The following is a 21622-nucleotide window of genomic DNA, read 5'->3' as shown; positions in this document are numbered from 1 at the left end:
GTTCGCCCAATCGCGGGGTGTCGGATCGGCCGCGGGAGTCGCCCTCCGCCGCCGCGCAGCCCGTCGGTAGGGTGGGAGGATGTCCGACCAGACCCTGCACCCCCTCGACGCCCCCGACGCCGATCCCTTCGAGATCGCGGCCCGCGCGGCCGCTCAGATCGCCGAGGCGACAGGGGTCGAGAAGCACGACATCGCCCTCACCCTCGGCAGCGGCTGGGGCAAGGCCGCCGACGCGATCGGCGAGACGACCGCGACGGTGGAGGCCACCGAGATCCTCGGCTTCTCCAAGCCGGCCGTGCACGGGCACGGCGGCACCCTGCGCTCCGTCCTGCTCCCCACCGGCAGGCGCGCGCTGATCATCGGCGCCCGCACCCACTACTACGAGGGCTACGGCGTGCGCCGCGTCGCGCACAGCGTCCGCACCGCCGCCGCGACGGGCGCGACGGTGATGATCCTCACCAACGGCGCGGGCGGCATCAAGGAGCACTGGACGCCCGGGACCCCCGTGCTGATCAGCGACCACATCAACCTCACCGCCGACTCGCCGCTCGAGGGCGCGACCTTCGTCGACCTCACCGACCTCTACTCCTCGCGCCTGCGCGACCTCGCCCGCGGGACGCGTCCTGAGCTGGACGAGGGCGTGTACGTGCAGTTCCGCGGGCCGCACTACGAGAGCCCGGCCGAGGTGCAGATGGCGAAGATCATCGGCGGCCACATCGTCGGCATGTCGACCGCCCTCGAGGCCATCGCCGCGCGCGAGGCGGGCATGGAGGTGCTGGGCATGTCGCTCATCACGAACCTCGCCGCCGGCATCCAGAAGACCCCCCTCAGCCACGAGGAGGTGCTCGAGGCCGGCCGCGACGCCGAGGACGACCTCGCCCGCCTGCTCGCCGGGATCACGGGCGCCCTGTGAGCGCCGACGTCCGGGAGCTCGCCGAGGCCTGGCTCGCCCAGGACCCCGACCCGGAGACGCGGGAGGAGCTGGTCGGCCTGCTGACCGCCTCCGACTCGGGCGACGCCTCCGCCCGCGCCGAGCTCGAGGACCGCTTCGGCGCCCGCCTGGCGTTCGGCACCGCGGGCCTGCGGGGCGCCATCGCGGCGGGATCCAACCGGATGAACCGCGTGCTGGTCTCGCAGGCCGCCGTCGGCCTGGCCGACTTCCTGCTGGCGCAGGGCGTCCAGCGGCCCGTGGTCGTGATCGGCTACGACGGCCGGAAGAACTCGCGAGTCTTCGCGGAGGACTCCGCCGCGCTGATGGCGGGCGCCGGCGCGGACGCGGTGCTGCTGCCCCGGCTCCTGCCCACCCCCGTGCTGGCCTTCGCCGTGCGCCACCTCGGCGCCGACGCCGGAGTGATGGTCACGGCGAGCCACAACCCGCCGCAGGACAACGGCTACAAGGTGTACCTCGGCGGCGCCGACGAGGGCTCGCAGATCGTGCCGCCGGTCGATTCCGAGATCGCCGAGCGGATCCTCGCGGTCGCGCGGGACCGGCGCGTTCCGGAGCTTCCGCGCGGCGAGTACCGGCTCGCGGACGAGTCCGTGGTCGCCGCCTACATCGAGGCGACGGCAGCCGTCGGCCGCCAGTCCGCTCCGCTGCGCATCGTCTACACGGCGATGCACGGGGTCGGCTGGGAGACGGCGCACCGGGTGCTCTCCGCGGCGGGATTCGACGAGCCGGCCGTCGTGGTCGAGCAGATCGAGCCCGACGCGGCGTTCCCCACGGTCGCGTTCCCCAACCCGGAGGAGGCAGGCGCCCTCGACCTCGCCTTCTCGACCGCGCGCTCCGGTCGCGCGCAGCTGATCGTGGCCAACGACCCGGACGCCGACCGCTTCGCCGCCGCCGTGCCCGACGCCTCCGCCCCGGAGGGATTCCGGCGCCTCACCGGCAACGAGGTCGGAGCGCTGCTCGGCTGGCGCGCCGCCGAGCAGGCCCGCCGCGAGGGCCGCACCGGAGGAGCGCTCGCCTGCTCGATCGTGTCCTCCCCCGCCCTCGGTGCCGTGGCGGCCGACTACGGCCTCGACTTCGCCGAGACGCTCACGGGCTTCAAGTGGATCTCGCGCGTCCCCGACCTCGTCTTCGGCTACGAGGAGGCGCTCGGCTACCTGGTGAACCCCCGGACGGTCCGCGACAAGGACGGCGTCTCGGCCGCGCTCGCCTTCCTCTCCCTCGCGAGCGGGCTCGCCGCCGAGGAGCGCACGATCGACGACGAGCTGGAGTCGTTCGCCGAGCGGTTCGGGCTCTTCGGGTCGGAGCAGATCTCGCTCCGCGTCACCGACCTCTCCGAGATCGGCCGGATCATGGCCGGACTCCGCGCGACGCCTCCGACCGCGATCGGCGGGCTCGCCGTCGAGCGGAGCGAGGACCTGCTCGCCGAGGGCGGCGCGCTGCCCCCGACCGACGCGCTCCGCTTCTCCCTGAACGGTGCCCGTCTCATCGCGCGCCCGAGCGGCACGGAGCCGAAGGTCAAGCTCTACCTCGACGCCTGGTCGCACGACTCCGACGCCGACGCCCGCCGGTCGGCCGTCTCGTCCCGCCTCGCCGCCCTGCGCACCGGCGCCGCGGAGCTCCTCGCGTAGGTCCCCCTCCGTCAGCGGGGCGCGCGGACACCGATCCGCTCGCCCCGCTTCCAGAGCCACTCCACCGGACCGAGCTCGAACCGGCGCAGCCACAGGTGCGCCGCGAGCACGACGACCGCCGCGATGAGCAGGAACGCTCCGACGGTCGCCGGGACGCGCCACTGCGCGGCGGTCACCGCCAGCCCGAGTCCCCAGCCGTAGAAGAGGGCGCCGCCGAGCAGGTTCTGCAGGAGGTAGGCGCTCAGGGCGACCCGGCCGACCTCCCGCGCCCGGCGTGCCGCCCAGCCCTCGGCGCCCCGGCGGAGGCAGGCCTCGGCGAGGGCCGCGAGCAGGCCGAGCCCGACCAGGGGCGCGACGAGGTAGCGCTCGGCGAGCAGACCGGCGGCGCTCCCCCCGATGCCCAGCGCGAGGTCGACGGGGAGGGCGAGGGCGCCGAGGACCATCAGGCGACGGCGGAGTGACGCGCCCTCGGCGGCGAGGACCCCCGCCCGATGGAGGCGCGCGCCGAGGAGGAACATCGCGAGGCTGAGGAGCCCGATGAGCACCGGCTCCGCACGGAAGACGCCCGCGTTCTGCAGCCGGAAGAGGGCGAGGCCGAGGAACGACGCGTCCGCGTAGGGGCTCCGGCCGGTCGGCCCCTGTCCGGCACCGTCCGGGCTCGCCGCCACGAGCGCCACGAGCGCCGAGATCAGGACGACGTGCAGAGCGCCGCAGACGAGGATCACGCGGCGCTGCGTCGTCGGCCGGGTGAGCAGCAGCCAGGCGACGACCGCTCCGGTGACGGCGTATCCCATGAGGACGTCGAACTCCGCGATCAGCACGTAGTTGACCGCGCCGTCCAGGAGGAGGAGCGTCGCGCGCCAGAGGTAGCGGCCCGGCCAGCGCGTCCCGCGCCGGACCGCGGACGCGTGCTGGATCGCGAGGCCCACCCCGAAGGCGAGGGAGAGGAGGGCGAGGAACTTGCCCTGCGCCAGCGCCATCAGCAGGAGCTGCGCAGTCCCGGCGGAGGAGGAGGTCTCCGGCGTCACCGGGACGGAGAGCAGTCCGAGCATCCCCCAGGGGTGGGAGAAGATCCAGATGTTCGTGCCGAGGGTCCCGATGATCGCGACACCGCGGACGACGTCCAGGCTCGCGATGCGGCGGCCGGCTCCGGCACGGGGTGGCAATACGGTCGTATTGGTCATGTCCGAGAGCGTAGCCTGCTCGAGCAGTCGAACGAGAGGGACGCCATGCCGGATCGGCGCGAGAGCAGGAGCGACATCCTCTCGGCGGTCGTCGCCGTCCTCTCGACCCGCGGGGCGGAGCACCTCAGCATCCGTACCGTCGCGGCCGAGGCCGGCGTCTCGGTGGGGGCCGTCCAGCACCACTTCCCGACGAAGCAGGCGCTGCTGGCCGGCGCGATGGCCCGGGTCGAGGAGCGCTTCCGCGAGCGGATGCGGAGCCGCCTGGAGGCCGAACCCTCGGCCGAGGTGCGGCTGCGCGTCTTCTGCGACGAGATCGCGTGCGTCGCGGACGAGGACGTCCCCGATGCGATCGTGTGGACCGCCTTCGCCTCCCGCGCCGGCACCGATCCGGAGATCCGCGCGATCCACACCGCAGGCTGGTCGCGAACGGAGGACGTCGTCCTGGAGCTGCTGCGCGCCGCGCATCCCGCGGCGTCGTTCGGCGCCGACGACGCGGCGCTTCTCCTCGCAGTCCTCGACGGCATCGCGGTCTCCCGCGCGGCCGAGCGGCCCGCCCGCCTCTCCCCCGCCCGCGCCCGCCGCCTGATCGGCACCGTCCTCGAGCAGCTCGCCGCCCGCTGACCCCCCGAGGTCCGAGCAGCCGTCCGCGCGGGAAGCCGGCTCTCGGCACGCCGATCCGCGGCCACTCGACCAGCAGGGGCAGGGGCGCCCTCTCCCCGCAAGGTGGAGGGCGCGTCCGAGAATCGCATGCCAGCGATTCGAGGCAGCCGACGCGACCCGCTCTTGAGAACGCGCCCCGTCGGGAGGCCGACCGCGCTGAGCCGCGCAGGGAGCGGCTCAGAGTCGAGCTCAGCCCAGCGCCCGCTCGATCTTCTCCGTGATCTCGTTCTGGTCGAGATAGTTGTCGATGACGACGACCTCGGCGAAGGTGCGGCCGATGTGGTCGACGAGCTCGCCGGAGGTGAGGATGACCTGCGCGTCCGCGGCGAGCGCGTCGACGGAGGCCAGGTCGGAGGCGATCACCTCGGCCTCGAGGTCGAGGGTCTCGAGGGCGCGCTCGGCGCCGAGCTTGAGGATGGCGGAGGTGCCGATTCCGGCGCCGCAGAGGGTGACGATCTTCATGCGCTTCTTCCGTGGTGCGGGTGGTGCGGGGTGCTGTCGGTGAGGACGGCGTTGATGCTGCGGAGGGTGCGGGCGGCGGCGAGTGCACCGACCGCGTCCGGACGGCTGAGCACGTCGGCGAGCCCGGAGACGAAACCGACGTGCCCGTGCGCCTGGGTGGCGGCGATCCCGATGACGACCGAGACCGGATCGTTGGTGCTGTGCCCGAAGGCGACGGGCTCGGCCAGCGTGACGACGGAGAGGCCGTCCGCGAGGACGTCGTTGCCGGGCCGGGCGTGCGCGAGGGCGAGCCCGGGCGCGATGACGATGTACGGCCCGAGCACGTCGACCTGCTCGACCATGCGCCGGGAGTAGGCGGCGTCCACCGCGCCGGTCCGCTCGAGCGCACGGCCCGCCTCGAGGACGGCCTCCCGCCAGGATCCGGCGGAGTGGCGGAGGGCCACCGCCTCCTCGGGGAGCGCGTCGAGCGGCACCGTCAGGCCGCCTCGAAGCCGGCGCTGATCGTCTCGACGAGCTCGCGGCGCTCGTCGAGCGGCAGGAAGGCGGCGTGAGCCGCGTTCAGCTGGAAGGCCTCGAAGTCGTCGAGATCGTACCCGAACGCGTCGGACAGGAGGGCGAGCTCGCGGCTGAGGGTCGTCGCGCTCATCAGGCGGTTGTCGGTGTTCACCGTGACGCGGAAGCCCAGCTGGTAGAGCAGGTCGAAGGGGTGGTCGGCGAGCTCGGCACCCCACGCTGCGACGGCTCCGGTCTGCAGGTTGGAGGAGGGGCTGAGCTCGAGGGCGATCTCGCGGTCCTTCACCCACTCCGAGAGCTCGCCGAGGGTCACGTAGCTCGCGTCGTCGTCCTGGCGCTCGATGCGGATGTCCTCCGCGATCCGGACGCCGTGGCCCAGGCGCAGCGCGCGGCCGTCGAGCAGGGCCGAGCGGATGCTGTCGAGGCCGTCCGCCTCCCCCGCGTGGACCGTGGTCGGGAAGTGAGCCGCCGCGAGCAGCTCGAAGGCGGGACGGTGCCGCGAGGCGGGGAAGCCCGCCTCGGCTCCGGCGATGTCGAAGCCGATCGCACCGCGCTCGCGGTGGCGCAGCGCCAGCTCGGCGACCTCGAGCGAGCGGTCGGCGTGCCGCATCGCGGTGATCAGCTGGCCGACGCGGATGCGGTGTCCCTGCGCCGCCGCCTCCTGCACGCCCTGCTGCAGCCCCTCCTGGACCGCTTCGACAGCCGCGTCGAGCGAGAGCCCGGCGCGCTGGTGCTGCTCCGGCGCCCAGCGCACCTCGCCGTGCACGACTCCGTCGGCGGCGAGGTCGAGCACGAACTCGCGGGCCACGCGCTCGAGCGCCGGCGCGGTCTGCATCACGGCGACCGTCGTCTCGAAGGTGGCGATGTAGTCGGTGAGGGAGCCGGAGTCGGCCGTGGCACGGAACCACTCGGCGAGCGCGTCCGGCTCCTCGGCCGGGAGCGGCACGCCCGTCTCGCGGGCGATCTCGAGGACCGTCCCGGGCCGCAGGCCTCCGTCGAGGTGGTCGTGCAGCGACACCTTGGGGAGCTCGTCGATGAGGACGCCCTCGCCCGGGAGGAGGTACTCCTCGGTCTGATCGGTCACGGTGCTCCTCGCAGGTCGGCGGTGGTTCGCCGACCACCCTAGAGGGTCGGCGGAAGCGGCTCGCCGGGCGGCGCCTCCTCCGTGCCGGGCGGCGCGGGGCTAGGAGACGCGCTCCGCCACGAGGGGGCCGCCGTCGAGCACCTCGTCGCCCTCGTCGCCGATCCGGTAGGCACCGGCGAGCGCCTCCAGCGCCCGGGCGAAGCGCTCCGGCTCGTCGGCCGACAGCGTGAGCAGGGGCCGGCCCGCGCGGACGCGGTCGCCCGGCTTCGCGTGCAGGTCGATCCCCGCCGCGTGCTGCACCGCGTCGGACTGGCGGGCGCGTCCGGCGCCCAGGCGCCAGGCGGCGATGCCGAACGGCAGCGCCTGCTGCTCCACCAGGACGCCGTCGCGCTCGGCGACCACGACGTGGGTCTCGCGGGCCTCGGGGAGCGCCGCATCCGGATCCCCTCCCTGAGCGCGGATGACCGCGCGCCAGGTGTCCATCGCCGCGCCGCCGTCGAGGGCGCGCTCGACATCCGCGTCCGGCTGCCCGGCGAGGGCCAGCATCTCGCGGGCCAGGGCCAGCGTCAGCTCCCGGACGTCCGAGGGGCCGCCGCCGGCGAGCACCTCGACCGACTCCCGCACCTCGTTCGCGTTGCCGATGGCCAGACCGAGCGGCACGTTCATGTTGGTCAGCAGCGCGGTGGTCCGCACCCCCGCGTCGTTGCCGAGGTCGACCATCGCCCGCGCCAGCTCCCGCGAGCGCTCGATGTCGACCATGAACGCCCCGGAGCCGAACTTCACGTCGAGCACCAGGGCGTCGGTCCCCTCGGCGATCTTCTTCGACATGATCGAGGACGCGATCAGCGGGATCGCCTCGACGGTCCCGGTGATGTCCCGGAGCGCGTAGAGCTTCTTGTCGGCGGGGGCGAGGCCCGAGCCCGCGGCGCAGATCACGCCGCCGACCGTCCGCAGCTGCTCCAGCATCTCCTCGTTGCCGAGGTCGGCGCGCCAGCCCGGGATCGACTCCAGCTTGTCGAGCGTTCCGCCCGTGTGGCCGAGCCCGCGTCCCGAGAGCTGGGGCACCGCCACGCCGAAGGAGGCGACCAGCGGCATCAGCGGCAGCGTGATCTTGTCGCCGACCCCGCCCGTGGAGTGCTTGTCGACCGTGCGCTTGCCGAGTCCGTCGAACCGCATGCGCTCGCCGCTGGCGATCATCGCCAGGGTGAGGTCGCGGATCTCGTCGCGCTCCATCCCGTTCAGCAGGACCGCCATCGCGAAGGCCGCCATCTGCTCGTCGGCGACGTAGCCGCGCGTGTAGGCGTCGATCAGCCAGTCGATCTGCGCGGTCGAGAGCGTGCCGTGGTCGCGCTTGGTGCGGATGATGTCGACGGCGTCGAAGTCCTCGACGGGGGTGGTGCGGGTCATGCGGAGTCCTCGGTTCGGGAGTGGGAGCGGTGACGGCGGCGCTAGGAGGCGGCGTAGGCCTCGAGCGTGCGCGGGCCGAAGGCATCGGGGATGACCTCGTCGATCGTCTTCACGCCCGACACGGTCTGGAGGAGCATGCCCTCGGCCGAGTGCTCGAAGAGCAGCTGGCGGCAGCGCCCGCAGGGCATCAGGACGCCGCCCTTCCCGTCGACGCAGGTGAAGGCGACGAGCCGGCCGCCGCCCGTCATGTGCAGCGAGGACACCAGCGCGCACTCGGCGCAGAGCGTGAGCCCGTAGGAGGCGTTCTCGACGTTGCAGCCCGAGATCGTCCGGCCGTCGTCCACGAGCGCGGCGACCCCGACGGGGAACTTCGAGTACGGGACGTAGGCGTGGCTCATGGCCTCGAGGGCGGCCTCGCGCAGCGCCTCCCAGTCGATGTCGGTCACGACGGCTCCTCTCAGGACTTCAGGTACGGCTTGCCGGCGGCGGCCGGTCCGCGGGACTGGCCGACGAGACCGGCCACCGCGAAGATCGTCACGACGTACGGCAGCATCAGCATGAACTCGCTGGGCACGGGCGAGCCGATGACGCCGAGCACGTTCTGCAGGTTGGTCGCGAAGCCGAACAGGAGCGACGCGAGCGTCGCCTTGATCGGGTCCCAGCGGCCGAAGATGACGGCGGCCAGGGCGATGAAGCCCGCACCCGCGGTCATCTCCTTGCCGAACGCGCCGACCGCGTCGAGCGTGTAGTACGCACCGCCGACTCCGGCGATCGCCCCGGCGAGGGAGACGTTCCAGAAGCGCGTGCGGGCGACATCGATGCCCACGGTGTCCGCGGCCTGCGGGTGCTCGCCCACGGCGCGCAGGCGGAGGCCCCACTTGGTCTTGAACAGGCCCCACCACACCGCGAAGATCGCGAAGTACATCAGGTAGACGATCACCGTCTGGTTGAACAGGACGGCGCCCACGATCGGCACCTGGCTGAGCACCGGGACCGGGAGGCGGTCGAACTTCACCGGCGAGTTGAACGTCGACGCGTCGGCGGAGAGGACCTGGGAGTAGAGGAAGCTCGTCAGGCCGGTCACCAGCACGTTCAGCACGACTCCGACGATCACCTGGTCGACCAGGTACTTGATCGCGAAGGCGGCCAGCACGAACGACACCAGGACGCTCGCGACCATCGCCGCGAGCAGGCCGAGCACCGGCTGGCGGGTGAGGGAGCCGACCATCGCCGCGGTGAAGGCGCCGGCGAGCAGCTGCCCCTCGATCGCGACGTTGACGACTCCGACCCGCTCCGAGATGACGCCGCCGAGCGAGCCGAAGATCAGCGGAGTGGCGAGCCCGACGGTCCCGAGCAGCAGTCCCGAGACGGGCAGCGCGGCACCGGCCGACGCCCAGACGAGGAACCCGATCAGGAAGACCAGGGCGAAGACCGCCGAGAGCCAGAGCGGGATCCGGCGGCCGGCGCGGGTGAGCGCGGCCGAGGCGACGGCCAGGGCGACCAGGAGGATCGCGACGACCACGCCCGTCCCCCGCGTCGGGAACGGGATGTCCGGCAGCGCGAAGAAGTCGGTCCCCGCGGCGAGGCGGAACGAGCTCGTCCCGTCGCGGCCGAGGGCCACGAAGAGGACGACGGCGAGCAGCGCGAAGACGCCGAACGCGATCGGCGCCTTCCAGCTGCGGATCACGACGCGGTCGGGAGCGGTGGCGACGGCGGTGCTCATGCGGACACCTCCGAGGTGCGGCGGGTGCGGCGCTTCGGGGCTGCCCCGGGCGTCGGGAGGCGGAAGATCGCGCGCACCAGCGGCGGTGCGGCGATGAAGAGGACGATCAGCGACTGGACGACGAGGACCACGTCGATCGGCACGCCCTCGGCGGCCTGCATCGAGTAGCCGCCCGCCTTGAAGGCGCCGAAGAGGATGCCGGCGAAGAACACGCCCCAGGGTCGGGAGCGGCCCAGCAGCGCGACCGTGATCGCGTCGAAGCCGATGCCCGCGTCGATCCCGGAGGTGAATCCGGTCGTGACCGTCCCCATCACCTGGGCGCTGCCGGCGAGGCCGAGCAGGCCGCCGGAGAGCAGCATCGCGTACACGTAGCTGTTCTTCACGTCGATGCCCGCGACCCGCGCCGCGTGCGGGTTCTCCCCCACCGCGCGGAACTTGAAGCCGATCGTCGAGCGGTTCAGGAGCCACCATACGAAGACGGTCGCGAGGACCGCGAAGACGAAGCCGAGCGTGAGCGAGTAGCCGGGGCCGAGGAGCGCCGGGAAGACGGCGGTCTCCTTCATCCCGGGCGACTTCGGGTTGTTCGAGCCGGGCGCCTGCAGCGCGCCGGGCGTCCGCAGGAGGTAGGAGATCAGGTAGAACGCGACGTAGTTGAGCATGATCGTGAGGATCACCTCGTGTGCGCCGGTGCGGGCCTTGAGCAGTCCCACGAGTCCGCCCCAGAGCGCGCCGCCCAGGATGCCGGCGGCGAGCGCGACGATCAGGTGCACGCCCCACGGGAGGTCGAAGGAGAAGCCGACCCAGCCCGCGCAGGCGGCGGCGATCAGCATCTGGCCGCGGCCGCCGATGTTGAACAGGCCGACGCGGAAGGCCAGCGCCACTCCGAGGCCGCCGGCGATCAGCGGGGTCGCGAAGGCCAGGGTGTCCGTCAGCGGCTTGATGCCGTTGGCGAAGCCCTCGCGGCGGAAGTTGTAGACCGAGCCCTGGAAGAGCGAGGAGTAGGCACCGGAGACGGACTGCCAGATCGCCTGCAGGGTGTCGAGCGGCCGGGCGAAGAAGTAGCCCGACGCCGCCTGGACGTCCTTGTCGGTCGCGGCGATCAGCACGCCGCCCGCGATGAGGGAGAGCAGCACGGCGAGCACCGACATCAGCGCGGTGCCGGAGAGGATCTCGCGCAGGACACGGGAGGCGCCGCTCTCGAGCGGGCCGGGGCGCACCTCCTGATCCGGCTTCTGGCCGGGCTCGAGCCCGGACGCCTTCTCGGTCTCCGCGTCGGGATCGACCGCGGGCAGTTGCGCGTCGCTCACGCCGCCGCTCCCTTCTCGGCGGGCGTCTGCCCGGCCATCATGAGCCCCAGGACCTCGCGGGGCGTGTCGGCGGGGACGATGCCGATGATCCCGCCCTTGTACATGACCGCGATGCGGTCGGCGAGCGCCGCGACCTCGTCGAGCTCCGTCGACACCACGATCACGGGGACCCCGGTGTCGCGCGTCTCGACGATGCGCTTGTGGACGAACTCGATGGAGCCGACGTCGATGCCGCGGGTGGGCTGCGCCGCGATGAACAGCCGCAGCTCCCGGCTGAGCTCGCGCGCGAGCACCACCTTCTGCTGGTTGCCTCCGGAGAGGCGGCCGACGTGGGTGCCGATCCCCTGGGCGCGCACGTCGAACTCGCGCACCCGCTCCTCGGCGAAGCGCTCGAGCTCCTTCAGCCGCAGGCCCAGTCCCTTCACGAACGGACCGCGATCGCTGCGGTCGAGCATGAGGTTCTCGGCGATCGTGAACTCAGCGACCAGACCGTCCTCGGTGCGGTCCTCGGGGACGAAGCCGACCCCCGACTCGAGGACGCGGCGCACGGACAGCCCGTCGAGGCGGCGCCCGTCCAGGGTCACCGAGCCCTCGACCCGCTCCTGCAGGCCCATGATCGCCTCGGTGAGCTCGGTCTGGCCGTTGCCCTGCACGCCCGCGATCGCGAGGATCTCGCCGCGGCGGACCTCGAAGGAGACGTCGTCGACGACGGCCTGGCCGTTGGCGTCGCGCACGGTGAGGTTCGAGACGACGAGGGCCTCCTCGCCCGGCACCGCCTGCTCCTTCTGCACCGTCAGCTCGACGGCGCGGCCCACCATCAGCGAGGCGAGCTCGGCGTTGCTCGCGGTCGGCGACGCTTCCCCCACGACTCTGCCGAGGCGGATGACCGTGATGCGGTCTCCGACCTCGCGCACCTCGCGGAGCTTGTGCGTGATGAAGACGATGGCGGTCCCGGCCGCACGCAGCTGGCGCATGATCGCGATGAGCTCGTCGGTCTCCTGCGGGGTCAGCACCGCGGTCGGCTCGTCGAACACGAGCACCCGGGCGTCGCGGGAGAGGGCCTTGATGATCTCGACCCGCTGCTGCACGCCGACGGGGAGGTCCTCGACCAGGGCGTCGGGATCCACGTCGAAGCCGAAGCGGTCCGAGATCTCGCGCACCCGGGCGCGCGCGGCAGCGAGGTCCAGGCGCCCGCCGGCCTTCGTCTCCTCGTGGCCCAGCATGACGTTCTCGGCGACGGTGAATACGGGGACGAGCATGAAGTGCTGGTGGACCATCCCAATGCCCGCCTTCATGGCGTCACCCGGACCGGAGAAGTGCTGGACCGCGTCGTCCAGCAGGATCTCCCCCTCCTCGGCCTGGTACAGGCCGTAGAGCACGTTCATGAGCGTCGACTTGCCCGCGCCGTTCTCGCCGAGGAGGCAGTGGATCTCACCGGGTTCGACGGTGAGATCGATGTGGTCGTTGGCCACGAGCGCGCCGAAGCGCTTCGTGATGCCACGCAGTTCGAGCTTCATGGGACCAATCTAACTTTCGGTTCGCGCCACGATGCGCCGTCGGCCGGGATCGAGGGACGCAGCGGAGCCGATCCGCCCGCCGGACCGACGAAGAGGCCGGCGGTCCCGAGGTGTGCTCGGGCCCGCCGGCCTCTTCGAGTAAGCGGCTAGGACGCCGCGGGAGCGGACGGGGAGGTGACGGTGATGGAGCCGTCGATGATGCCCGCCTTGATGGTGTCGAGCTCGCCCTGCAGGTCGCCCGAGACCTTCGACTCGAAGTCGTGGAACGGCGCGATGCCGACTCCGTCGTTCTCGAGGGTGCCCACGAAGGGAGTGGGGTCGAAGTCGTCGGCTCCGGCGGAGCTGGTGACGTCGGTCGTGCCGGCCTCGATGCCCTTGAGGATCGAGGTCAGGTACAGGTCGGCGCCGTCGGGGTAGGTCTCGTACAGGTCCGCGTCCACGCCGACCATCGCGATGTCCTTGCCGGAGTCGCGGATCGCCTCGATCGCCGACTGGAAGATCGGACCGCCGACGGGGAGGATGACGTCCGCGTTCTGGTCGATCAGCGACTGCGCGGCCGACTTGGCCTCGACGCCCGCCGCGAAGCCGCCGGTGAAGGAGCCGGTCTGCGCGTCGACGTCCCAGCCGACGACCTTGACGTCCTTCCCCTTCTGCTCGTTGTAGTACTTCACGCCGTCGGCGTAGCCGTCCATGAAGATCGTGACGGTCGGGAACTGCTGGCCGCCGTAGGTGCCGACGACGCCGGTCTTGGAGTACGACGCGGCCGTGTAGCCGGCGAGGAACGCCGCCTGCGAGGTGTCGAAGGTGATCGGCTTGACGTTCGGCAGGTCGATCGACGCGTCGTCGATGATCGCGAAGTCGATGTCCGTGTTCGCCTCGGCCGCGGCCGACGTGGCCTCCGCCAGCGCGAAGCCGACGGTGATGATCAGGTTGCAGCCCTGGTCGACGAGGCTGGTCAGGTTCGGGGCGTAGTCCGTCTCGGACTCCGAGGTGACGGTCTTCGGCGTGACACCGAGGTCCTCCGATGCCTTCACGAGGCCGTTGTAGCCGAGCTCGTTGAACGACTTGTCGTCGAACCCGCCCGCGTCGGAGACCATGCAGGGCAGGAAATCGCCACCGGCGGCGGCGCTGGAGCCGCTCTCCTCGGGGGCGGAGGCACAACCGGCGAGAAGCGCGGTGACGCCGAGGGCGGCGAGACCGCCGAACGCGGCCTTACGCGAGGTGATAGTCAAGATGTCGTCCTCCAGGAATGCGGCCCCGCGCGACGAGCGCAACAGGGCGTCGATTCCCACACGTTACCCAATGTGACAAGCCGCTCAGCCGCCCGGACGGTGGTGGTCAGGAAGAGTTACACAGTGTTGATCTTCGCGACATGCGGAGCGTGTCGCGGGGCGGTCGGCTGTGCTCGATTCCGAGCCGCGGAGCGGCTCGGCGCGGTCGGCTGGGCTCGATTCCGAGCCGCGGGGCGGCTCGGCGCGGTCGGCTGGGCTCGATTCCGAGCCGCGGAGCGGCTCGGCGCGGTCGGCTTCGCGACGGGTGCGTTCCGCAGAGCGGGTCGCGTCGGGCTGGCCTGAATCGCTTGGCACGCGATTCCGGCTCGCGGCCCTCTCCCCTGCTGCCGGATGTCGAAGGCGTTCGGAGGAGCTCCGCGCTGCGCGCGGTCGGGCTCGACGCGATGCTCCTCCATGGTGGTCGAGTTGCCGCGGAAGCGGCGGATCGAGACCCAGCCACCAGCACCCAGGGCGACGACCGAGGCCCTCATCGAGGGTGGTCGAGTGGCCGCGCGAACGGCGGATCGGGACCTCCGCACGCGCATGAGACGAGAGGGCGGAACGGCGAAGCGCGGCGCCTCCGAGTGGAGGGCCGCGCTTCGACGGGTGGGACGGAGTGCTAGAGGACGTCCGTGCGGCCGGAGAGGCGCAGGGCGTCGACGACGCCCTTGACCTTCTGGGCGTTCTCGGTCGTGGTCACCAGGAGTGCGTCGGGGGTGTCCACGACGACGATGTCCTTCACTCCGATGAGGGCGATGGTGCGGTTGCCGCCGCTGACGACGATGCCCGTCGCGGAGTCGGCGAGCACACGCGCGTCCTCGCCGAGGATGGCGAGGTCCGAGCGGAGTCCGCTCGAGTGCAGCTTCGCGATGGACGCGAAGTCGCCCACGTCGTCCCAGGAGAAGTGGCCCGGCACGACGGCCAGCTTGCCCGCGGCCGCGGCCGGCTCGGCGACGGAATAGTCGATCGCGATCTTCTCCAGGCCCGGCCAGATGCGGTCGACGACCGCGCCGCGCTCCGGGGTGTCCCACGCGGCGGCGAGCTCGAGCAGTCCGGCGAGCAGCTTCGGCTTCGCGCGGCCGAGCTCCTCGAGGAGGCGGTCGGCGCGGGCGATGAACATGCCCGCGTTCCAGAGGTACTGACCGCTGGAGAGGTAGGCGCGCGCGGTGTCGGCGTCGGGCTTCTCGACGAAGGAGTCGACGGCGAGCGTGTGCGTCGCCCCGTCGATCCCGAGGTGCTTCCCCGTGCGGATGTAGCCGAAGCCCACGGCAGGCTCGGTCGGCGTGATGCCGATGGTCGCGATGTAGCCCGCGTCCGCCGCGACGACGGCCTCGGCGACCGCGTCGTGGAACAGCTGCTGACCGCTGATGACGTGGTCGGCGGCGAACGAGCCGATGATCACGCCGGGCTGGCGGCGCTCGAGGATGGCGGCGGCCAGGCCGATCGCGGCGGACGAGTCCCGCGGCTCGCTCTCGAGGACGACGTTGAGGTCCTCGAGGCTCTCGAGCTGCTCCTCGACGGCGGCGCGGTGCGCGCGCCCGGTCACGACCATGATCCGGTCGGCGCCCGAGATGGGCGCGAGGCGGTCCCAGGTGTCGCGGAGGAGGGTCTGTCCCGACCCCGTCAGATCGTGCAGGAACTTCGGGGCGTCGGCCCGGGAGAGCGGCCACAGCCTCGAGCCGATCCCGCCGGCGGGGATCACGCTGTAGAAGCGGTCGAGCGGGGCGCGGCCATCGGTCTCAGGTGATGTCATGTCCGCAGGATACAAGGGAGCCCGAGCGCGACCGTCCGTTCACCCGGGCGCGCGCCGCCGTTCATCCCGCCGCCGTAGCGTCCGGGGCGTGAGAGTCGCGGTCGTCACCGAGAGCTTCCTGCCGTCGTTGAACGGCGTGACCACGAGCGTCCTGCGGGTGCTCGACGAGTTCGCGGAGCGCGGGATCGAGGCGCTCGTCGTCTGCCCGGCCGCGGGGGCGCCGGGCCACTACGCGGGCCACCGCGTCGTGGAGCACCCGGCGATCGCCTACCGCGACTTCCCGGTCGGGATCCCCACGCTCGCCCTCACCCGGGAGCTGGCCGACTTCGAGCCCGACGTGGTGCACGTCGCCTCGCCCTTCCTCCTCGGCGCCCGCGCCATCGCCTCGGCCGGCCGGCTCGGGGTGCCGAGTGTCGCGATCTACCAGACGGACGTCGCGCGATTCGCGGCCCGCTACGGCATCCGCGGCGCCCGCGCCCTCGCCTGGCGGGTGATCCGCCAGATCCACGCCGGGGCGGACCTGACCCTCGCCCCCTCCACGAGCGCCCTCGACGACCTCGCCGCCGCCGGCATCGAGCGCACCGCCCTGTGGGGCCGCGGCGTGCAGAGCGAGCGCTTCCACCCGCGCCGCCGCTCCTCCCCCTACGCGCAGGCCGTCCGTGCCGGACTCGGCGCCGACGACGCGCTCGTCGGCTACATCGGGCGCCTCTCCCCCGAGAAGAGGGTGGAGCGGATGGCGGCGCTCGCCTCCCTCCCGCACGCGGAGCTGGTCGTGGGCGGCTACGGCCCCTCCTCCGCCCGGGTCGCCGCCGCCCTCGGCCCGGCGGCGCGGATGCTCGGCCGGCTCGACGGCGACCGGCTGCCGGCGGTCTTCGCCGCGCTCGACGTCTTCGTGCACACCGGCACGGAGGAGACGTTCGGCCAGACGGTCCAGGAGGCGCAGGCGTCCGGCACCGCGGTGGTCGCGCCGCACGCGGGCGGCCCCACCGACCTCATCGAGCACGGCGTGGACGGCCTGCTCTACGCGCCCGAGAGCGACTCCGACCTCCGCCGGCAGGTGGAGCGCCTGGTCCGAGATCCCGCACTGCGCGCCCGGCTCGGCGAGGCGGGCCGCCGCCGCGTGCTCCACCGCACCTGGAGCGCACTCACCGACGAGCTCCTCGCGCACTACGCGACCGCGGGGGCACCCGCCCTCGCCCTGCCCCGCAGCTAAGGCTCGCCTAAGCCGCGCCCGCCTGCGAGGGCGCTTAGAATCGGAGGGCGAGTTTCTCGTCGCTCCCCGCCCCGTCCCCGTCCACGCGACGTGGGAACAGGTCAGGCCGTCGGAGCACAACCAGGGAGGGTTGTTCGTGTCAGTTCAAGCTGCTCAAACCCTCGCACCCCGGAAGCAGGGGAAGATCCGGCGTCCGGCCGGCACCCTGTACCGCGGTCGCGAAGGCATGTGGTCGTGGGTGCTCCACCGGATCACCGGTGTCGCCATCTTCTTCTTCCTCCTCGTCCACGTCCTCGACTCCGCTCTCATCGCCGTGAGCCCCGAGGCGTACAACGCGGTCATCGGCACGTACAAGAACCCGATCATGGGACTCGGCGAGACCGGGCTCGTGGGCGCCATCGCGTTCCACGCGCTGAACGGCCTGCGGATCATCCTGGTCGACTTCTGGAGCTGGGCGACCCGCAATCAGCGCGTCCTCTTCTGGGTCGTCATGGGCCTCTGGGTCGTGCTGATGCTCGGCTTCGCGCCGCGCCACCTGATCAACGTCTTCAGCGAGGGGGGTGCGCATTGAGCACCGTCGCCGCACCGCGGACCCCGCACACCCCGACCCGCTCCTCCGGCACCAACTGGGAGAAGTGGGGCTGGATCTACATGCGCGCCTCCGGCGTCGTGCTGATCGTCCTGATCTTCGGGCACCTCATCTACAACCTGCTGCTGGGCGACGGCATCAAGGCCATCGACTTCGGCTTCGTCGGCGGCAAGCTGGCGAACCCGTTCTGGCAGTGGTGGGACGTCCTCATGCTGTGGCTCGCGCTGATCCACGGCGGCAACGGCATGCGCACGCTGGTCAACGACTACGCGACCTCGCCCCTGCTGGCCAAGGCCTTCAAGGGCGGCATCCTCGTCGCCGTCGTCGCGCTGATCGCGCTCGGCACCTGGGTCGTCTTCGCGTTCGACCCGTGCCCCGCCGGCACCGCCGCGGACCTGCTGCCCTCCTTCTGCGCAGCGTGACCACGGTGCCGCGGATCGGAGAGGGGCCCGCGCCCCTCCCGGTCCGCGGCACCGCGTCCCGGCACCTCCCCCTCCCATCCCCGTACGACGGAGCACCCACCCCGTGAGCACAGCAGGCCACACCCACACCGGCGCCGACCAGAGCGCCTTCGCGCAGACCGTCGGACCCGACGGCGTCCACTACCACCAGTTCGACGTCGTCATCGTCGGCGCCGGCGGTGCCGGGATGCGCGCGGCCATCGAGGCCGGCCCCAAGGCGAAGACGGCCGTGATCTCGAAGCTGTACCCGACCCGCTCCCACACCGGAGCGGCGCAGGGCGGCATGGCCGCCGCCCTCGCGAACGTCGAGGAGGACAGCTGGGAGTGGCACACCTTCGACACCGTCAAGGGCGGCGACTACCTCGTCGACCAGGACGCGGCCGAGATCCTCGCGAAGGAGGCCATCGACGCGGTCATCGACCTCGAGAACATGGGCCTGCCCTTCAACCGCACCGAGGAGGGCAAGATCGACCAGCGCCGCTTCGGCGGCCACACCCGCGACCACGGCAAGGCGCCCGTCCGCCGGGCCTGCTACGCCGCTGACCGCACCGGCCACATGATCCTGCAGACGCTGTTCCAGAACTGCGTCCGGCTCGGCATCAACTTCTACAACGAGTTCTACGTCCTCGACCTGGTGATGACCGAGATCGACGGAGTGGCCAAGCCCTCCGGCGTCGTCGCCTACGAGCTGGCGACGGGCGAGCTGCACGTCTTCCAGGCGAAGGCGATCATCTTCGCGACCGGCGGCTTCGGCAAGATCTACAAGACCACCTCCAACGCGCACACCCTCACCGGCGACGGCGTCGGCATCATCTGGCGCAAGGGCCTCCCCCTGGAGGACATGGAGTTCTTCCAGTTCCACCCGACCGGCCTCGCCGGCCTCGGCATCCTCCTCACCGAGGGAGCGCGAGGAGAGGGTGCGATCCTCCGCAACGCCTCGGGCGAGCGCTTCATGGAGCGCTACGCCCCCACCATCAAGGACCTCGCGCCGCGCGACATCGTCGCCCGCTGCATGGTCCAGGAGGTGGCGGAGGGCCGCGGCGCCGGACCGCACAAGGACTACGTGCTGCTGGACTGCACCCACCTGGGCGCCGAGGTCCTCGAGACCAAGCTCCCCGACATCACCGAGTTCGCCCGCACCTACCTGGGCGTCGACCCCGTCGTCGAGCCGGTCCCCGTCATGCCGACCGCGCATTACGCGATGGGCGGCATCCCGACCAACGTCAAGGCCGAGGTGCTCTCGGACAACACGACCGTCGTCCCCGGCCTCTACGCCGCCGGCGAGTGCGCGTGCGTCTCGGTGCACGGCTCCAACCGCCTCGGCACCAACTCCCTCCTCGACATCAACGTCTTCGGCAAGCGCAGCGGCAACAACGCCGCCGACTACGCCAAGACGGTCGACTTCACCCCCCTGCCCGCCGACCCGGCCGGCGCGATCCGCGACATGCTCGCCTCGCTCCGCTCCGCGACCGGCACCGAGCGGATCGCCTCGATCCGCAAGGAGCTGCAGGACGAGATGGACAAGAACGCCCAGGTGTTCCGCACCGACGAGTCCCTCGAGGCCGTCACCGGGACCATCCAGCGCCTGCGCGACCGGTTCCGCAACATCTCGGTGCAGGACAAGGGCAAGCGCTTCAACACCGACCTCCTCGAGGCCGTCGAGCTGGGCTTCCTGCTCGACCTCGCCGAGGTCGTCGTCTACTCGGCGCGCAACCGCAAGGAGAGCCGCGGCGGCCACATGCGCGACGACTTCCCGAAGCGCGACGACGAGAACTACATGCAGCACACGATGGCGTACCTCTCCGGTGACGCCCACTCCTCCGACGCCGGTGACCACATCCGGCTCGACTGGAAGCCCGTCGTGATCACCCGGTACCAGCCGATGGAGAGGAAGTACTAGCCATGTCGACCGCTACCCTCGAGCAGCCGCCCGCCGCCCCCGCGGCCCCGGAGGCGTTCACCGTCACGTTCATCATCCGCCGCTTCGACCCCGAGGTGGACGCCGAGCCGCGCTGGCAGGACTTCGACGTCGAGATGTACTCGACCGATCGCGTCCTCGACGCCCTGCACCGCATCAAGTGGGACCAGGACGGATCGCTGACCTTCCGCCGCTCGTGCGCGCACGGCATCTGCGGATCCGACGCGATGCGGATCAACGGCCGCAACCGCCTGGCCTGCAAGACGCTGATCAAGGATCTCGACATCTCGCAGCCGATCTACATCGAGGCGATCAAGGGACTGCCCCTCGAGAAGGACCTCGTCGTCGACATGGAGCCGTTCTTCGCCTCCTACCGCGAGGTGCAGCCGTTCCTGGTCGCCAACACCCCGGCGCCCAAGGGCAAGGAGCGCGTGCAGTCGGTCGCCGACCGCGCCCGCTTCGACGACACCACGAAGTGCATCCTCTGCGCCGCGTGCACGTCGTCCTGTCCCGTGTTCTGGACCGACGGGCAGTACTTCGGCCCCGCGGCGATCGTGAACGCCCACCGCTTCATCTTCGACTCGCGCGACGACGCCGGTGGAGCGCGCCTGGACATCCTCAACGACAAGGAGGGCGTGTGGCGCTGCCGCACGACCTTCAACTGCACGGAGGCGTGCCCGCGCGGCATCCAGATCACGCAGGCGATCGCCGAGGTGAAGCAGGCCGTCATCCGCGGCCGCGCCTGATCCTCCCCCTCGCGAACGCGTCCGGCCCGCCGGGATCCTCGGATCCGGCGGGCCGGACGCGTTCCAGCGTGCAGGCGGGCGCGTGCACGGGAGCGCCGCGAGGCCTCAGTACGCTGGAGGAATGACCGAGGCGGCCGACACTCCCCGCGGGATCCCGGGCCTGTTCGAGCGGGTCATGCGGACACGGCCGGTGCGGGTGATGCTCCACTACTCCGAGACCGGCGGGCCCCTCTTCGCCTCCGGACTCGCCTTCCAGGCCCTGTTCGCGGTCTTCGCGGCGCTCTTCGTCTTCTTCGCCGTCTTCGGCTTCTGGGTGCGCGACGACTCGGTGCTGCGCGACTCCCTCCTCGATCTGGTGACCCGCTCCGTCCCCGGCCTGATCGGCGGGAAGAACGCGCTCGTGTCGGTGGACGACCTGCTCGACTCGTCGATCCTCGGCTGGACGGGTGCGATCGCGGCCGCCGGCCTGCTCTGGACGGCGCTGAACTTCCTGGGGAGCCTGCGCCAGGCGGTCCGGCTGCTCTTCTCGCTCCCCGGACCCACGACCCTCTTCGTCCTGCTCAAGCTCAAGGACGCGGGGCTCGCCCTGGTCTTCGGGGCGGTGCTGCTGGTCTCTGCGGGTCTCTCCGTGTTCTCGACCTCGCTGGTGGACGTGGCGTTCGGCTTCCTCGGGATCGGCAGCGAGTCGATGCCGGCCCGTCTCGCCGGCAGCGCGGTCGGCCTGCTGATCATGCTCGCCCTGGACACGGGCACCCTCGCCGGCTCCTTCCGCATCCTCTCGGGCATCTCGATCCCCTGGAAGAACCTCTGGGCGGGGTCGCTGCTCGGCGGGATCGCTCTCGGCGCGCTCAAGGTCCTCGGAACGCAGCTGCTGGGCGGCGCCTCCCGCAATCCGCTGCTCGCCTCGTTCGCGGTCCTCATCGGTCTGCTGATCTGGTTCAACCTCGTCTGCCAGGTGATCCTGATCGCCGCGTCGTGGATCTCCGTCGGGATGAGCGACGCCGGGATCTCGGCGCGCAAGCTCACGCCGGAGGAGCGCGAGAAGGAGCGGGAGGAGCAGCTGCGCACCGCGCGCCGCACCCTCGCCGAGGCCGAGCGCGAGCGGCTTCGCGCCGCGCTGCCGGAGGCGTCCCTCCTGAAACGACGGCGCCTGGAGCGCCAGCTCGCGCAGCTCGAGGAGGAGCTCGAGCAGCTCGCCGCCTGACCCGGCGGTCCGCTTCCCGGTCTTCCCGGCGCC

General features: G+C 71.9%; 20 protein-coding genes. 9 read left to right on the top strand and 11 right to left on the bottom strand.

Annotated elements, in window-relative coordinates:
* Nucleotides 1-79 precede the first annotated feature (79 nt).
* Together C5C25_RS01125 and C5C25_RS01120 are read left to right on the top strand one after the other, a co-directional pair.
* Complete coding sequence (locus tag C5C25_RS01125; protein ID WP_104238027.1) at nt 80-913, top strand: purine-nucleoside phosphorylase; 834 nt, start codon at nt 80-82, stop codon at nt 911-913.
* Complete coding sequence (locus C5C25_RS01120; protein WP_104249482.1) at nt 910-2577, top strand: phospho-sugar mutase; 1668 nt, start codon at nt 910-912, stop codon at nt 2575-2577. The genes C5C25_RS01125 and C5C25_RS01120 overlap by 4 nt, the downstream gene beginning before the upstream one ends.
* An 11-nt stretch (nt 2578-2588) precedes the next feature.
* On the opposite strand, the gene C5C25_RS01115 is transcribed toward C5C25_RS01120, so the two are convergent.
* On the bottom strand, nt 2589-3761 hold the full coding sequence (locus C5C25_RS01115) for a DUF418 domain-containing protein (RefSeq protein ID WP_104249481.1): 1173 nt from the start codon (nt 3759-3761) through the stop codon (nt 2589-2591).
* A 45-nt stretch (nt 3762-3806) separates the two neighbouring features.
* On the opposite strand from C5C25_RS01115, the gene C5C25_RS01110 reads away from it, so the two are divergent.
* The gene (locus C5C25_RS01110; protein ID WP_104249480.1) at nt 3807-4382 is read left to right on the top strand and encodes a TetR/AcrR family transcriptional regulator; all 576 of its coding nucleotides are present in this window, start codon (nt 3807-3809) and stop codon (nt 4380-4382) included.
* A gap of 228 nt (nt 4383-4610) precedes the next feature.
* On the opposite strand, the gene C5C25_RS01105 is transcribed toward C5C25_RS01110, so the two are convergent.
* The 10 genes from C5C25_RS01105 to C5C25_RS01060 form a co-directional block, all read right to left on the bottom strand.
* A complete protein-coding gene (locus tag C5C25_RS01105; protein ID WP_104249479.1) occupies nt 4611-4883 on the bottom strand; it encodes a PTS sugar transporter subunit IIB in 273 nt (90 codons plus the stop codon).
* Nucleotides 4880-5356 carry a PTS sugar transporter subunit IIA gene (locus C5C25_RS01100; protein ID WP_104223177.1) on the bottom strand — a complete coding sequence of 159 codons (477 nt, stop codon included), beginning with the start codon at nt 5354-5356 and terminating at the stop codon, nt 4880-4882. Before C5C25_RS01100 ends, C5C25_RS01105 begins: the two co-directional genes overlap by 4 nt.
* 2 nt (nt 5357-5358) lie before the next feature.
* A complete protein-coding gene (locus C5C25_RS01095) occupies nt 5359-6480 on the bottom strand; it encodes an adenosine deaminase (protein WP_104249478.1) in 1122 nt (373 codons plus the stop codon).
* 99 nt (nt 6481-6579) lie between these two features.
* Nucleotides 6580-7887, bottom strand: a complete 1308-nt coding sequence (locus C5C25_RS01090) for a thymidine phosphorylase (RefSeq protein WP_104249477.1) — start codon at nt 7885-7887, stop codon at nt 6580-6582.
* Nucleotides 7888-7928: 41 nt separating this feature from the next.
* Nucleotides 7929-8333, bottom strand: a complete 405-nt coding sequence (locus C5C25_RS01085) for a cytidine deaminase (RefSeq protein ID WP_104223180.1) — start codon at nt 8331-8333, stop codon at nt 7929-7931.
* A gap of 11 nt (nt 8334-8344) precedes the next feature.
* The gene (locus tag C5C25_RS01080) at nt 8345-9610 is read right to left on the bottom strand and encodes an ABC transporter permease (protein ID WP_104249476.1); all 1266 of its coding nucleotides are present in this window, start codon (nt 9608-9610) and stop codon (nt 8345-8347) included.
* Nucleotides 9607-10917 carry an ABC transporter permease gene (locus C5C25_RS01075; RefSeq protein ID WP_219812597.1) on the bottom strand — a complete coding sequence of 437 codons (1311 nt, stop codon included), beginning with the start codon at nt 10915-10917 and terminating at the stop codon, nt 9607-9609. Before C5C25_RS01075 ends, C5C25_RS01080 begins: the two co-directional genes overlap by 4 nt.
* On the bottom strand, nt 10914-12434 hold the full coding sequence (locus C5C25_RS01070) for an ABC transporter ATP-binding protein (RefSeq protein WP_104249475.1): 1521 nt from the start codon (nt 12432-12434) through the stop codon (nt 10914-10916). The genes C5C25_RS01075 and C5C25_RS01070 overlap by 4 nt, the downstream gene beginning before the upstream one ends.
* Before the next feature lie 146 nt (nt 12435-12580).
* Complete coding sequence (locus tag C5C25_RS01065; protein ID WP_104232890.1) at nt 12581-13666, bottom strand: BMP family protein; 1086 nt, start codon at nt 13664-13666, stop codon at nt 12581-12583.
* Nucleotides 13667-14324: 658 nt separating this feature from the next.
* The gene (locus tag C5C25_RS01060) at nt 14325-15458 is read right to left on the bottom strand and encodes a mannose-1-phosphate guanylyltransferase (protein WP_104223184.1); all 1134 of its coding nucleotides are present in this window, start codon (nt 15456-15458) and stop codon (nt 14325-14327) included.
* Nucleotides 15459-15546: 88 nt separating this feature from the next.
* On the opposite strand from C5C25_RS01060, the gene C5C25_RS01055 reads away from it, so the two are divergent.
* The 6 genes from C5C25_RS01055 (at nt 15547) to C5C25_RS01030 (ending at nt 21589) form a co-directional block, all read left to right on the top strand.
* Nucleotides 15547-16671: a glycosyltransferase family 1 protein gene (locus C5C25_RS01055; RefSeq protein WP_181065415.1), complete on the top strand. Its 1125-nt coding sequence runs from the start codon at nt 15547-15549 to the stop codon at nt 16669-16671.
* A 136-nt stretch (nt 16672-16807) separates the two neighbouring features.
* Nucleotides 16808-17242, top strand: coding sequence for a succinate dehydrogenase, cytochrome b556 subunit (sdhC, locus tag C5C25_RS01050; RefSeq protein WP_374952907.1), 435 nt, complete (start codon nt 16808-16810; stop codon nt 17240-17242).
* The gene (locus C5C25_RS01045) at nt 17239-17682 is read left to right on the top strand and encodes a succinate dehydrogenase hydrophobic membrane anchor subunit (RefSeq protein WP_104223187.1); all 444 of its coding nucleotides are present in this window, start codon (nt 17239-17241) and stop codon (nt 17680-17682) included. Before sdhC ends, C5C25_RS01045 begins: the two co-directional genes overlap by 4 nt.
* Before the next feature lie 103 nt (nt 17683-17785).
* Nucleotides 17786-19621 (top strand): succinate dehydrogenase flavoprotein subunit, encoded by a 1836-nt coding sequence (gene sdhA, locus C5C25_RS01040; protein WP_104249473.1) that lies wholly within the window; start codon nt 17786-17788, stop codon nt 19619-19621.
* 2 nt (nt 19622-19623) lie between these two features.
* The gene (locus tag C5C25_RS01035; RefSeq protein ID WP_068254543.1) at nt 19624-20385 is read left to right on the top strand and encodes a succinate dehydrogenase iron-sulfur subunit; all 762 of its coding nucleotides are present in this window, start codon (nt 19624-19626) and stop codon (nt 20383-20385) included.
* Between the two features lie 121 nt (nt 20386-20506).
* Entirely contained in the window at nt 20507-21589 is a 1083-nt protein-coding gene (locus C5C25_RS01030) for a YhjD/YihY/BrkB family envelope integrity protein (protein WP_104223189.1), read from the top strand.
* The last annotated feature ends 33 nt before the right edge of the window (nt 21590-21622 follow it).

Source organism: Rathayibacter sp. AY2B9 (assembly GCF_002931595.1).
Taxonomy (GTDB): Bacteria; Actinomycetota; Actinomycetes; order Actinomycetales; family Microbacteriaceae; genus Rathayibacter.
This window is presented reverse-complemented; position numbering and strand designations above follow the sequence as displayed.